Below are 13,045 nucleotides of genomic sequence, written 5' to 3'. Positions count from 1 at the left end.
TTAAGGATACTACGCCTTTAGGCGGATACTACGCCTTTAGGCGGATACTACGCCTTTAGGCGGATACTACGCCTTTAGGCGATGGGGCAAAGGATAAAAAAGCTCCCTGGGAACTGTGTTCCGAGGGAGCTTTGGGCTGGCGCTATTGCCGTAGCTTGGGTAGGCCCAGCGCCTCCTCAGGCGTGGGCTTGGGCAGCAGCAGCTTGCGCACCTCGTTGGCGGCCGTGCCCAGCACGATGACAATGATCACCACCATCGTCCAGGCGATGCTGGCGAAGACGCGGTCATCCCACGGGCCGGGCTGCAGGATGCGGATGATCTGCCCGCTGGCGTAGCCCAGCAGCGCCACGCCGGCCAGGCTGTGCACTACAGTGGCTATCCGCGTGAGCCGCGTCCAGCGGCCCTGCAGCAGCTTGATTCCATTGATGAGCACATCGATCGCGCCCAAGCCGATGAACCAGGGTAGCAAGCCAGTGAGCATGGTGAGCGCATCGTGGATCAGCGCCCAGCTGCCACCGCTGGGCAGGCGGATATCCCACGGCAGGCTGGTAAAGGCGCCCAGCACGGCCACCAGGATGATCAGCTCGGCGATGGTTTCGGCATAGTCCAGCCGGTCACGGGCCGGCAGCAGGGCCGGCAACGTGGCCGGGTCCCACTCGGGCTCTTTGACCTGCAGGTCGGGCAGGTTGCGGTCAATGACGGCGAAGACCAGGGTGATGGCGCCGAAGCTCATCAGCAACACTTTGACGTAGTTGCCGATGATGTCGCCAATGCTGAAGTCAAAGCCGGTGTTGCCAAGCACCAGCACCAGCCCCACCAGGTGGATGAAGGTGATGATGCCGCCGCTGATGGTGAGCACGCGGCGGTAGGCGGGCATGACCTGCGGATGGATGAGCGAGTTGCCCGCGCCGTAGCTGGCCGCCATCGCCTCCGGCGGGCCGTATTCTTTGAGCAGGGCGATGATGCCGGCCTGGTCCGCCTCGGCGGCGGGGTTCAGGCCGCGGGCTTCGGCGGCGTCTTGCAGGGCGGTGCGCAGCTCCAGCTGCACGTCTACACGCGTCTTGGCGGGCAGACGGCGGCCTACGGCTTGCACATAACGGTCGATAAGGGTTTCGTTCATGTTCTCTCTTTGCGCACTTCGCATTCTGCGGGCGCTTTCTATTTAATTTTCTCGATCATACGCTCAAGGCTGAGCGCAGGCTGCTCACCGCGCAGCAGCACGAACAGCTGCTTGGCGGCTTCGATCACCATGATGGCCACGGCCACCGAAAGGCCGAACTTGACCAGGCTGTCCACCACCGGGATGTTGACGATCTCGGCGTTCTGCAGGATGGTGTAGACCACGAAGATGCCGGCCAGCTGCAGCACGAACTCCGCGCCGCGCAGAATAAGCGTCCAGCGGCCGCGGCGGTAGACCAGCACCTTGAGCGCCAGCTCAGCCAGCCACAGCGCGCTGAGCCAGGGCACATAGGCCAGGAAGCTCTCGGCCAGCACGGGGAAGATGCCCGGCGCGCCGTCGCCCCAACCCATGATGCCGATCCACTCCGGCGCGAAGTTGAACACCAGCAGGGCGGCGACGGTGAAGAACATGCCCACCAGCTCCTCGGTGCGGTTGATGCGGTTGGGATCCTGAATGGCGGGCAGCTTGTGCGGGTCCCAGTCCAGATTCGGCTTGGCCGGCTTGATGATCTTGAAGCCTTCGAGTAGATAGAAGACGAAGGCCACGACGCCGAGGTTGAGCAGCATGGCGTCGACATAGTTGGCCATGAAGCCGCCCCACCATTCGAAGCTGAAGCCGCCGCGGTTGATCTGCAGCGCCAGGCCGATGAGGTGCACGATGGTGACCACGATGGCGGCGATGGCGTAGCTGAGGCGGAAGGCCGGGAAGGCCGCCGGGCTGATGAGGTAGCGCTCAGGCTGGTAGCGGGCGGCGAACTGCTCCGGCTCGCCATACTCGCGCAGCAGGGCCGCCACGCCCTCGGCGTGCTCCGGCTTGCCAGCGTCGAGGCCGCGCTCGGCCAGGGCGTCCTGCAGGGTGCTGCGCAGCTCCAGGGTCACGTCGGCGCGGGTTTTGGCGGGCAAGTGGGCGCCTACCTCGTGGATGTAGCGGTCGATCAGGGTATCGGTCATTTCGATTCTCCGTTCAGCAGGCCGGCCAGTGCGGCGCTCATTGCCTGCCATTCATGGGTAAGGTCGGCAAGCGCCTGCTTGCCCTGGGGGCTGATGCGGTAGTAGCGGCGCGGCCGCGCCTCATCCACCACCCGCCATTCGCTCTCCAACAGGCCCTGGGCCTCCAGGCGGCGCAGCAGCGGGTAGAGCGTACCCTCGGGGATATCCATGCCCTGGGCGGCGAGCTGCTGCTTGAGCGAGTAGCCGTATTGGGGTTGGGCGAGCTGGCTGAGCACGGCAAGGCCCAGGGCGCCCCGGCGCAGCTCGCCGATGAGCGTTTCCAGCAGGGAGGGGTATTCCTCTTTGGTTACCATGTGAGGAATTATACTGTGTGTAATACAGTATTGTCAATAGGAAGTATTACTGGCACTAAAACGGCTATCTGTAGCTGAAGTCACTCAGTTACCCGGCACATTCCTAATAGCGTATATTTAGGATTCATAAAAACAGTTCCTAGAGGGTGCAATGTTCAGTAAGCGCAAATCAATTGGGGGTTCAAGATATTGGGACAAAGCATTTTTAAATGAATTTGCAACAATGTTTAGAAACGCAGGGTTTTCGGTTATAAGGATTCGGCTTCCGCGTAATTTAATACCTGCTAAAGAAAAAGATTATATTTCTTTGGAAACGTTTTTTAACAGGGAACGTAACTACCCGTCAATAATTCTTGAAGCAACTAATGCTAAAAGCAAAGAACTTATAAAGGTTCTATTTGTAAACATATCCAAAGAAACATACTTTGTTGATGACACATTTCCAAGTGGCCATAGCCAACCAACAGAGATATATGTGCAGTCACCGGATCCCGGAAGGACTTTTTCCTTATTGGCTTTCTTTTACGAGTATCTAAGTGAAAGAAGTAAGGGGAGTTTCTCTGCATTTTCCGGCTTAGTGTTTGCTCTCGGACTCATGGCTGAAGTCATGTCTTTGTTCAGTGATGGCAAATTGCTATTCGTCCAGATGTTTAAAAACCCAGCCTTGTTCTTCGTAGACCTATTCATAATATTTATCTTTTTGGCAGGACTCTACGGTTATCTCTCGAGCCCACAAGGTTTGCATATTCGATTTCGGGATTCGTCAGTCGGAGTTATGTTGCGCATGGCTTTGCGCGGTGAACTTAGAGATAACCCAATAGTAAATCTTGTAGTTACAGTGCTCGGCACAATACTTGCCTCGATACTGCTTAAGTTCCTTGGCGTTATTTAAAAAACTGTATTTCAAAGTCCGATGGAAGGGGCTAATCGCATCCCTTGACACCGCCCGCCAATCCGCCCCGTTCGTCGCTTCCCATGGCATAACAGGCCGCATGGCCAAACCCGTAGCCCTCGTTCCCACGCGCCCTGATAGCCCTCGCACAGCCCGCCCAGGTGCCTTGCTGTCAAGCAACCTTGATGAGAATGACCTAACCAGTCCCCCGGGAATAGGTCATTCTCATAATTCCACCGTCGTGTGGACAAAATGCCGCAAAGTGTCAAGTTTTAACCAATTCGTCGGGAAGTTAAAAGTTAAAACTTTCCCTGTAAAAGTATTAACTTGGAGCATCTCCAGGTGCAAACTTTTACCTAAATCCCTGTCAAGTTGTAGTGAACCGCTCCCCCAGCCGCTACAACTACATGTTTCTCACCAAACTCCTCATATGGGGCGGCCCCAGCCGCCACGTATAAGAATCCAACAATTCTCTTACGCGTTTCTACGACAGCCGCTTGCCCGCCCCTATATAATCTTCGCATCCCCTACGGGGCGATTTTTGACTTTCAATGCGATTGTCGCCTGCGGGCGGCAGTTAGGTAGGAACCCACAATGATGCGATTTGACCGATTTACCGAACGTGCCCAGGAGGCTGCCCAGCGGGCGGCTGAGATCATCCAGCGCTACGGGCACAACCAGATTGACACCGAGCACATACTGCTGGCCCTGATCGAGCAGCCTGAGGGCGTCATCGGCCAGCTGTTGGACATCCTCAAGGTGGATGCCAATTCGCTCAAAGAGCGTTTGGACTACGTTTTGCGCACCAGCCCCAAGGCCAACATCTTTGGCGGCGGCGCCGGGCAGATCTTCATCACCCCGCGCGTCAAGCGCATCGTAGACATCGCCAATGAGGAGGCCAACCGCCTCAAAGACGAATACATCTCCACCGAGCACATTTTCCTCGCCATCCTCAACGAGCGCAGCACCCCGGCCGCCCGCCTGCTGGAAGGCGCCGGCATCACGCGCGAGCGTGTGTTTGACGCGGTGCAGCAGCTGCGCGGCGGCCAGCGCGTCACTGACCCGCAGGCCGAGACGCGCTACCGCACGCTGGAGAAATACTCGCGTGACCTCACCCAGGCCGCCCGCGAGGGCAAGCTGGACCCGGTCATCGGCCGTGACAGCGAGATCCTGCGCGTGATCCAGATCCTCTCGCGCCGGAGCAAGAACAACCCCGTCCTCATCGGTGAGGCCGGCGTCGGCAAGACCGCCATCGTCGAAGGCCTGGCGCAAAAGATCGCCACCAACGATGTTCCCGAAATTCTTTCGGGTAAGAAGGTGCTCTCGCTCGACCTGGGCGCCATGATTGCCGGCTCGCGCTTCCGCGGCGAGTTCGAAGAGCGCCTTAAGGCCACCCTGGAAGAGATCCAGCGCGCTGAAGGCGAGATCATCCTGTTCATTGACGAGTTGCACACCGTCGTTGGCGCCGGCGCCGCCCAGGGCGCCATGGACGCCAGCAACATGCTCAAGCCGGCCCTGGCGCGCGGCGAGCTGCACGCGGTGGGCGCTACCACGCTCGACGAATACCACAAGCACATCGAGAAGGACTCGGCCCTCGAGCGCCGCTTTGCGCCCGTGTATGTCGAAGAGCCCTCGATGGATGACACCATCCAGATGCTGATGGGCCTGCGTGACCGCTACGAGGCGCACCACAACGTGCGCTTCGCCGACGATGCGCTGGTGGAAGCCGTCAAGCTCTCCGCCCGCTATGTGCCCGACCGCCGCCTGCCCGACAAAGCCATCGATCTGATGGACGAGGCGGCCGCCAAGCTGCGCGTGGCGCTCTACTCGCTGCCGGATGAGCTCAAGACGATGAAGACCGAGATCGAACGCCTGCAGGCCGAAGAAGAGCAGGCCGGCGTGGAACGCAATTACGAGCGCGCCGCCGAAAAGAAATCCGAGCGTCTGCGCATCGAGGGCGACTTCAAAGCCAAGCGCGAGAAGTGGGAGAGCGAGCACCAGCTCGACGAAGTCGTTGACATCAACGACATCGCCGAAGTGGTTGCCCAGTGGACCGGCATTCCGGTCAGCCAAATGATGGAGACCGAAGCCGAGAAGCTGCTCAACATGGAAGCCCGTTTGCACGAGCGCATCATCGGCCAGGATGAAGCCATCAGCGCCATCTCTGACGCCATTCGCCGTGCCCGCTCGGGCCTCAAGGATCCCAAGCGCCCCATCGGCTCATTCATTTTCATCGGCCCCTCCGGCGTCGGCAAGACCGAGCTCGCCAAGGCGCTGGCCGAATTCATGTTCGATGACGAAGACGCCCTGGTGCGCATCGACATGTCCGAGTACCGCGAGCAGCACACCACGGCGCGCCTGTTCGGCGCCCCTCCGGGCTACATCGGCTACGAGGAAGGCGGCCAGCTGACCGAGGCCATCCGCCGCCGCCCCTACCGCGTGATCCTTTTCGATGAAATCGAAAAGGCCCACCCGGATGTATGGAACGCCCTGCTGCAGATCCTGGACGACGGTCGCCTGACCGACGGCCAGGGCCGCACGGTCGATTTCCGCAACACGGTGCTGATCATGACCAGCAACCTGGGCACCGAGTTCGTGCGCAAGTCCGGCTCGCTCGGTTTCCTGCAGAACAGCGGCAACGACGAGGAGCGCGCCTCCAGCCAGAAAATCCAGAAGGCCCTGCGAGACACCTTCCGTCCGGAGTTCATCAACCGCATCGACGAGATCATCACCTTCTCGCCGCTGTCGGTGGAGGACATGAAGCAGATCGTCGACCTGCAGATGAAGGAAGTGCAAGACCGCCTGGCCGAGAAGGGCATCCAGGTCGTACTGACCGAGGACACCCGCGAATGGCTGGCTACCCAGGGCTACGACACCGCCTTCGGCGCCCGCCCGCTCAACCGTGCGCTGCAGAAGTTCGTGGAGAGCCCGCTCTCCAAGGAGTTGCTGGCCGGCAAATTCAAGCCCGGCACCACCATCGAGGTGGACGTGGACGAGAAGCGCGAGGGCACCGTCTTCAAAGAAGGCAAGCCCGTCAAGCTCGAGAAGCAACAGGAAGACGTGAGCGCATAACGCAACAAAAAAGAGCCGCCCAACCGGGCGGCTCTTTTGTTTTCAGGGCATGGTGGCTTAGTGTTCTACGCCGCCGGCGGTGATGGCTTGCTTGACCTCGGCGATGGCCTGGGTGACATGGATCTCACGCGGGCAGGCCTCGGTGCAGTTGAAGGCGGTGCGGCAGCGGAAGGCGCCGCCGTGGTCAGCCAGGATCTCGAGGCGCTTGTTGGCCGCCTGGTCGCGGCTGTCGAAGATAAAGCGGTGCGCATTCACGATGGTGGCCGGGCCTACGTACTGCTCATCCGACCAGAAGACCGGGCAGGAGGTGGTGCAGGCCGCGCACAGGATGCACTTGGTGGTGTCTTCGAAGCGGTCGAGCTGTTGCGGCGTCTGGCGGCGCTCTTTGCCATCGGCCGGCGCATCCTCATTGATGAGGAAGGGCATGAGGGATTTGTAGCTGTTGAAGAACGGCTCCATATCCACGATCATGTCCTTGAGCACCGGCAGGCCAAGAATGGGCTCGATGGTGATCTCGGTGCCCACGTCCTTGACCAGAGCTTTGCAAGCCAGCATGTTGCGGCCGTTGATGCGCATCGCATCCGAGCCGCACACACCGTGGGCGCACGAGCGGCGGAAGGAGATGGTGCCGTCTACATTGCCTTTGACATGCTCCAGCAGGTCCAGCACGCGGTCGGTCGGCTCGGCCTCGATGTTGTAGGTGTCGAAGCTGGGCACATTGCGGCCAGCCTCGGGGTTGTAGCGGTAAATTTTCAGATAGACAAGCATGGCGCTCCCGGTTTAGTAGACGCGTTCTTTCGGCTGGTGTTTGGTGATGGTGACCGGCTTGTACTCCAAACGCACGTTGTCGCCGTCCATCCAGGCCAGAGTGTGCTTCAGCCACTCAGCGTCATTGCGCTGAGGGAAGTCCTCGCGGGCGTGGGCGCCGCGGCTCTCCGGGCGGGCGTGGGCCGAAACAGCGGTGGCCAGGGCTACATCCAGCAGGCAGCCCAGCTCCCAGGCGTTGAGCAGGTCAGTATTGAAACGCTTGCCGTGGTCGTCCACGCCGACGTTCTTATAACGCTGGCGCAGTTCGCGTATCTTCTCGATGGCGCTGGCCATACCATCGGCCGTGCGGAAGACGCCGACGTCATCCATCATCTTGGTCTTCATCTCTTCGCCGAGGGTGACAACCTTCTCGCCGCCGCTCTTGCCGAGGATGCGGTCAAGCTGCTCTCGGGTGAAGTCGGTGGGATTAGCTTCGAGCGGCTTGTAGTCAGCGCTCTTGGCGTATTCGGCGGCCATCTTGCCGGCTTCCTTGCCGAAGACCACGAGGTCAAGGAGGGAGTTGGTGCCGAGGCGGTTGGCGCCGTGCACGGAGACGCAGGCCACTTCGCCAGCGGCGAAGAGGCCGGGCACGATGGTGCCCTTGGCGTCGCTGAGGGCCTGGCCGTGCATATTGGTGGGGATGCCGCCCATGGCGTAGTGCGCCGTGGGCTGGATGGGCATGGGTTCTTTGATGGGGTCAATGCCCAGGTAGGTTCGGCAAAAATCCACAATGTCAGGCACTTTGGAGAGCAACTGCTCACCGGTGACGCGGTAGGGCGTGCCGTCTGGCAGCTTGCGTCCGTCGAGCTCGGCATAGTGGTTGACGACTTCAGGACGCATGTCCAGGTGAACGTAGCGGTCGCCCTTGATGCCATTGCCGTCACGAATTTCGAGATAGATCGAGCGGCTGACCACATCACGCGAGGCGAGGTCCTTCACGGTGGGGGCGTAGCGCTCCATGAAGCGTTCACCCTTGCCATTGATGAGGATGCCGCCCTCGCCGCGCACACCCTCGGTGATGAGGATGCCGAGCTTGAGGATGCCAGTGGGGTGGAACTGGAAGAACTCCAGATCCTGGGCGGGCAGGCCGCGGCGCAGGGTGATGGCGACGCCGTCGCCGGTGTAGGCATAGGCGTTGGAGGTTAGCTCCCAAATACGGCCGTGGCCGCCGGTGGCGAAGACGATCGACTTGGCGTGGAAAACGTGCAACTCGCCGGTGGCGAGCTCAACGGCGACCACGCCGTTGGCCACGCCGTCCTTCATCAGTAGGTCGAGAACATGGAACTCATCGTAGAAGTGCACCTTGTTCTTGATGCAGTTCTGGTACAGCGTTTGCAGGATCATGTGGCCGGTGCGGTCTGCGGCGTAGCAGGAGCGCAGCACGGGCTGCCTGGTTTCATTGTTGGTGTGGCCGCCAAAGCGGCGCTGGGCAATGGTGCCATCCGGGTTGCGCGAGAAGGGCAGACCCATATGCTCGAGCTCATAGACCACTTCGGGCGCCTGAGCGCACATGTAATCAATGGCGTCCTGGTCGCCCAGGTAGTCGCTGCCTTTGACAGTGTCGAAGCTGTGCCACTCCACCTTGTCGGGCTCGAGGTTGCCGAGGGCGGCGCCGATGCCGCCCTGGGCGGCCCCGGTGTGGGAGCGGGTGGGGTAGAGCTTGCTGAGTACGGCGGTGTCCGCGCTGCGCGAGGCGTAGAGGGCGGCCATAAGGCCGGCGCCACCCGCGCCTACGATGATGACTTCATGTTGGTGAGTTTGCGTCATAGTCTCTATTGAACCAGTTCCGGGCGAGCGCCCATGGCTAGGGCGGTGGCGCCGATGGCGGTGACCACCAGCCAGAAGATGAGCATGAGGATGCTGAGGATGCGGCGAGTGCTTTCTTTGTGCACAAGGTCGTACATGACCTGGCGCAGGCCGTACATGCCGTGGGCAAAGGCGAAGCCCAGCAGCAGGAAGTTGTAGATCACCCAGCCGGTGTCGGCCAGGCGCACGGCGACGTAATCAATATCAATGGCATGCACGCCGACGATGACGTCTTGCAGGTAGACATGGAACCAAGCCAGGGGGATGAGCAGAATGCCGCTGTAGCGCATGAAGCGCCAAGCGGTGGTTTCAAAGTTGGGTTTGATCTTGGTGGCCATGGTTATTTACCGAAGGGCAGGAAGGTGAGCAGGTCGATATGGAAGTTGTGCAGGAGCATGTTGTAGAACATGACCAGGGCGCCTGGCGCCCACAGCAGGATGGCTACCACGAGGGTGATGCGCACAGCCTGGCGCTGCTTCTCGATGGCCCAGCGCTTAGGCATCCACATGTCGGTTACGGCGATGCGCAGGCCGTTGACGCCGTGATAGATGACGGCGAAGAGCAGGCCGATCTCGCCCAGCATGAAGGGGGTGGCGCGGTAGAGCTCGATGGCGTGCTCATAGAGCGAGGGGTAGAAGTAGACGGTGGCAGTATCCAAGATGTGAATGGTGAGGAAGAGCAGGACACCCAGACCGGTGAGGCGGTGAAGGAGGAAAGCATAATGCCCTTCGCGCCCCATGTAGGTTGCGTATCCCTTTACGGTATTTTTGAGCGGTGTGCTGGGGGCAGCCACGTACAACTCCTTTGAAAACCAATCTCCGCGGATGTTAAAAGGCATTATAGCACCGCGCGGCATGCGTGCTGTTTTGCACGCGCGAGGAGTGTTTAATCATCGGATGAAAGAAAATTCTGCTGCAGATGAACGCAGATGCACGCAGATAAAATGCAAACATCGACCCTGATGCGCAAACGCAGTTCGCCAGAAGCGGGCGCGCCTTGCTCTTCGCAATGACGGAACGACGAGGGTGCAGCATGCTGCGCCCTTACGGCCGCGGCCCGAGTGACGTTCTCAGTAATGTGCTGCGTGGGGGCGAAGAAATAGTGTTGCGGGCTACTTGAAATCGATGCGCATGACAGCGCGGCGGGGGAAGGGGTGATGGACGAGCTGCATGCCGGCGGACTCAAAGGCGCCGCGGCTGCCGACGTTCATCTCGCCCCAGCTGATGGTCTGGCCAGGCTTGGGCAGCAACGGGTAGCCCTCGAGGGCGCGGGCGCCGCGAGCGCGGGCGTGCTCAACGGCGGCCTGGGCCAGCGCGTAGGTGATACGGCGGCCGCGGTAGCCGATGCGCACCACGAAGCAGGCCACCGCCCACACGCCATCATCGGCGGGATCTTCGTCGCGGCCCTCCCAGGGCGTGGTCTTGTCGAGATAGCGCAGGTAGGCCGGGCGCGGCTCCACGGCGCACCAGCCGACCGGCTCGTCATCCAGGTAGGCGACGAGGCCGCTGGTGTAGCGAGCGCGGGGATGGTCACACTGGGTCTGCTCGCGCAGCATATGCGGGCGCACCTCGCGGGGTAGTTCCCACCAATCGCTGGCGCGTACCTTGTAATGCTGGCACATGCAGTGAGCGGTCTGGCCGCGCTGGCCGAAGATGGCCAGCAAATCCTCCCAGCGCGCTTTATTGGCGGGCAGGATGGTGAGTGCGTCTGCGGCGATGGGGGTTTGGTCTTTGGCCATATCAGAAGTCAATGCGCATAACGACGCGGCGTTTGCTAGGCTGGCTGGCGGGTTTGAAGCCAGCGGCAACGAAGATATTGTAGCTGCCAACGTGCAACTCGCCCCAGGTGATGGTCTGGCCCGGATGCGTGATCATCGAATAGCCCTCGAGGGCGGTGGCGCCGCGGCGACGGGCAAACTCGACCGCGGCGCGGGCGAGTTCATAGGTGAAACCGCGGCCGCGGTAGCCCTTGCGGATGATGAAGCAGGTGGCGGCCCAAACGCCGGGGTCGGCGAGGTCTTCGTCGCGGCCGGTGGAGAGCATGCGGTTGAGTACCAAGTTGGGATGGTCGAGGCGTGGAGCGACTGCGCACCAGCCGACCGGCTCGCCATCCAGGTAGGCGACCAGGCCGCTGGTCTGCCTGGCGGATGGTTTGCCGCAGTTGGTCTGCGTGCGCAGGTTGCGGGCGAGTTGCTCTTCGTCTACGGTGAACCAGCCGCGGTCGCGCACTTTGAAGCGCTGGCAGAAGCAAAACTTGCCATGACAGCGCGCCGGACCCAGCACCGCCATCAAGTCATCCCAGGATGCACGGTTGGCAGGCACGGTGGTGAGAACGGGTGCGGGGATAGGTTGTTTCGCCATAGCGCTTAACTTTAACCACAAAGAGCATAAGACAAAAACCAGATTGCCACGTCGCAACAAGCGGCTCGCCAGAGCGGGGCTCGCCCCGTTGCTCCTCGCAATGACAATGCTTAAAAGCAGAACGGGCGAATTTTCGCCCGTTCTGTGGTCTTACATGTGTGCGATGACCGCGTCGCCGAAGGCTGAAGTGCTCAGCTTCGTGGCGCCTTCCATCAGGCGATGGAAGTCGTAGGTGACGGTCTTGGCGGCGATAGCACCCTCGATGCCCTTGATGATGAGGTCGGCGGCTTCACCCCAGCCCATGTAGCGCAGCATCATCTCGCCGGAGAGGATGACCGAGCCCGGGTTCACCATGTCCTTGTCGGCGTATTTGGGCGCGGTGCCATGGGTAGCCTCGAAGACGGCGTGGCCGGTGGCGTAGTTGATATTGCCGCCCGGCGCGATGCCGATGCCGCCGACCTGGGCTGCCAGCGCGTCGGAAAGATAGTCGCCGTTCAGGTTCATAGTGGCGAGTACGTCAAAGTCAGTGGCGCGCGTGATGGTTTGCTGGAAGACGATATCTGCGATGACATCTTTGATGAGCAGCTTGCCGGCCTTGAGGGCGGCGTCCTGCTCGGCGTTGGCGGCTTCCTCGCCCTTATCGGCCTTGGTCTTCTCCCAGGTCTGCCAAGTGTATACATGGTCGCCAAATTCGCGCTCGGCCAGGTCGTAACCCCAGTTGCGGAAGGCGCCTTCGGTGAACTTCATGATGTTGCCCTTGTGCACAAGAGTTACATTCTTGCGCTTGTTGTCCAACGCCCAGCGGATGGCGGCGCGCACCAGGCGCTCGGTGCCTTCCACGGAGACGGGCTTGAGGCCGATGCCCGCAGTGTTGGGGAAGCGGATCTTGGCAAATTCCTTGGGGAAGGCCTGTTGGAAGACGTCTTTGAACTTCTTGTTGTCCTCGGAGCCGTTCTCGAACTCGATGCCGGTGTAGATATCCTCCGTGTTCTCGCGGAAGACGACCATGTCGACGTCTTGCGGACGCTTGACCGGCGAGGGCACGCCCTCGAACCAGCGCACCGGGCGCAGGCAGACGTAGAGGTCCAGCTCCTTGCGCAGGGCTACATTGAGCGAGCGCATACCGCCGCCGATGGGCGTGGTGAGCGGGCCTTTGATGCCCACCAGGAACTCGCGGAAGGCCTGCAGAGTCTCCTCAGGTAGCCAGCTCTGGAACTGGTTGAAGGCTTTCTCTCCGGCGTAGACTTCCATCCAGTGCAGCGTGCGTGCCCCGCCGTAGGCTTTCTCCACAGCGGCATCCAGCACGCGTACGCTGGCGCGCCAGATATCGCGGCCGGTGCCGTCACCTTCGATGAAGGGAATGATCGGGTTATCGGGTACGTTGAGGACACCATTGTTAATGGAAATCTTTGCGCCCCCGGAAGGAACCTGGATGATGCTGTAGGCCATGCACGCTCTCCAATGTGAAAAGTATATGAATTTTAGGGGATTATACACTTCGGCTTTCTGGGGACTTTGCAGCCGAAACAAGAATCGCTATAATAAAATCCATTGCAGTTGGCCCGCGACCTGTTTGGGTCGCAATTTTCCCCACCGGGCATACCCGGACCAAAAGCCTGCTTACG

12 protein-coding genes are annotated in these 13,045 nt (G+C 60.7%); 2 read left to right on the top strand and 10 right to left on the bottom strand.

What is annotated here, in order from left to right; genetic code table 11:
• Window positions 1–142 precede the first annotated feature (142 nt).
• From KIT08_05735 to KIT08_05725, 3 genes are read right to left on the bottom strand one after another with little or no spacing between them, the layout of a single operon-like run.
• On the bottom strand, window positions 143–1,120 hold the full coding sequence (locus KIT08_05735) for a hypothetical protein (protein UYN90735.1): 978 nt from the start codon (window positions 1,118–1,120) through the stop codon (window positions 143–145).
• Between the two features lie 38 nt (window positions 1,121–1,158).
• Window positions 1,159–2,130: a hypothetical protein gene (locus KIT08_05730; protein UYN90734.1), complete on the bottom strand. Its 972-nt coding sequence runs from the start codon at window positions 2,128–2,130 to the stop codon at window positions 1,159–1,161.
• Window positions 2,127–2,483, bottom strand: coding sequence for a PadR family transcriptional regulator (locus tag KIT08_05725; GenBank protein UYN90733.1), 357 nt, complete (start codon window positions 2,481–2,483; stop codon window positions 2,127–2,129). Before KIT08_05725 ends, KIT08_05730 begins: the two co-directional genes overlap by 4 nt.
• 151 nt (window positions 2,484–2,634) lie before the next feature.
• On the opposite strand from KIT08_05725, the gene KIT08_05720 reads away from it, so the two are divergent.
• Both KIT08_05720 and KIT08_05715 read left to right on the top strand, forming a co-directional pair.
• Window positions 2,635–3,375: a hypothetical protein gene (locus tag KIT08_05720; GenBank protein UYN90732.1), complete on the top strand. Its 741-nt coding sequence runs from the start codon at window positions 2,635–2,637 to the stop codon at window positions 3,373–3,375.
• Between the two features lie 594 nt (window positions 3,376–3,969).
• Window positions 3,970–6,447 (top strand): AAA family ATPase, encoded by a 2,478-nt coding sequence (locus KIT08_05715; protein ID UYN90731.1) that lies wholly within the window; start codon window positions 3,970–3,972, stop codon window positions 6,445–6,447.
• 57 nt (window positions 6,448–6,504) lie between these two features.
• On the opposite strand, the gene KIT08_05710 is transcribed toward KIT08_05715, so the two are convergent.
• From KIT08_05710 to icd, 7 genes are all read right to left on the bottom strand, one after another.
• Window positions 6,505–7,215 carry a succinate dehydrogenase iron-sulfur subunit gene (locus KIT08_05710; GenBank protein UYN90730.1) on the bottom strand — a complete coding sequence of 237 codons (711 nt, stop codon included), beginning with the start codon at window positions 7,213–7,215 and terminating at the stop codon, window positions 6,505–6,507.
• 12 nt (window positions 7,216–7,227) lie between these two features.
• Window positions 7,228–9,021 carry a succinate dehydrogenase flavoprotein subunit gene (locus tag KIT08_05705; protein ID UYN90729.1) on the bottom strand — a complete coding sequence of 598 codons (1,794 nt, stop codon included), beginning with the start codon at window positions 9,019–9,021 and terminating at the stop codon, window positions 7,228–7,230.
• Window positions 9,022–9,026: 5 nt separating this feature from the next.
• Window positions 9,027–9,398: a hypothetical protein gene (locus KIT08_05700; protein ID UYN90728.1), complete on the bottom strand. Its 372-nt coding sequence runs from the start codon at window positions 9,396–9,398 to the stop codon at window positions 9,027–9,029.
• A gap of 2 nt (window positions 9,399–9,400) precedes the next feature.
• A complete protein-coding gene (locus KIT08_05695; GenBank protein UYN90727.1) occupies window positions 9,401–9,853 on the bottom strand; it encodes a hypothetical protein in 453 nt (150 codons plus the stop codon).
• Window positions 9,854–10,171: 318 nt separating this feature from the next.
• The gene (locus KIT08_05690) at window positions 10,172–10,798 is read right to left on the bottom strand and encodes a GNAT family N-acetyltransferase (protein UYN90726.1); all 627 of its coding nucleotides are present in this window, start codon (window positions 10,796–10,798) and stop codon (window positions 10,172–10,174) included.
• Between the two features lies 1 nt (window position 10,799).
• Window positions 10,800–11,420, bottom strand: a complete 621-nt coding sequence (locus KIT08_05685; GenBank protein UYN90725.1) for a GNAT family N-acetyltransferase — start codon at window positions 11,418–11,420, stop codon at window positions 10,800–10,802.
• Window positions 11,421–11,570: 150 nt separating this feature from the next.
• Window positions 11,571–12,869 carry an NADP-dependent isocitrate dehydrogenase gene (gene icd, locus KIT08_05680; protein ID UYN90724.1) on the bottom strand — a complete coding sequence of 433 codons (1,299 nt, stop codon included), beginning with the start codon at window positions 12,867–12,869 and terminating at the stop codon, window positions 11,571–11,573.
• Window positions 12,870–13,045 lie beyond the last annotated feature (176 nt).

The sequence above is a fragment of the Anaerolineales bacterium genome (genome assembly GCA_025808555.1).
Lineage (GTDB): Bacteria > Chloroflexota > Anaerolineae > Anaerolineales > UBA11579 > JAMCZK01.
This window is presented reverse-complemented; position numbering and strand designations above follow the sequence as displayed.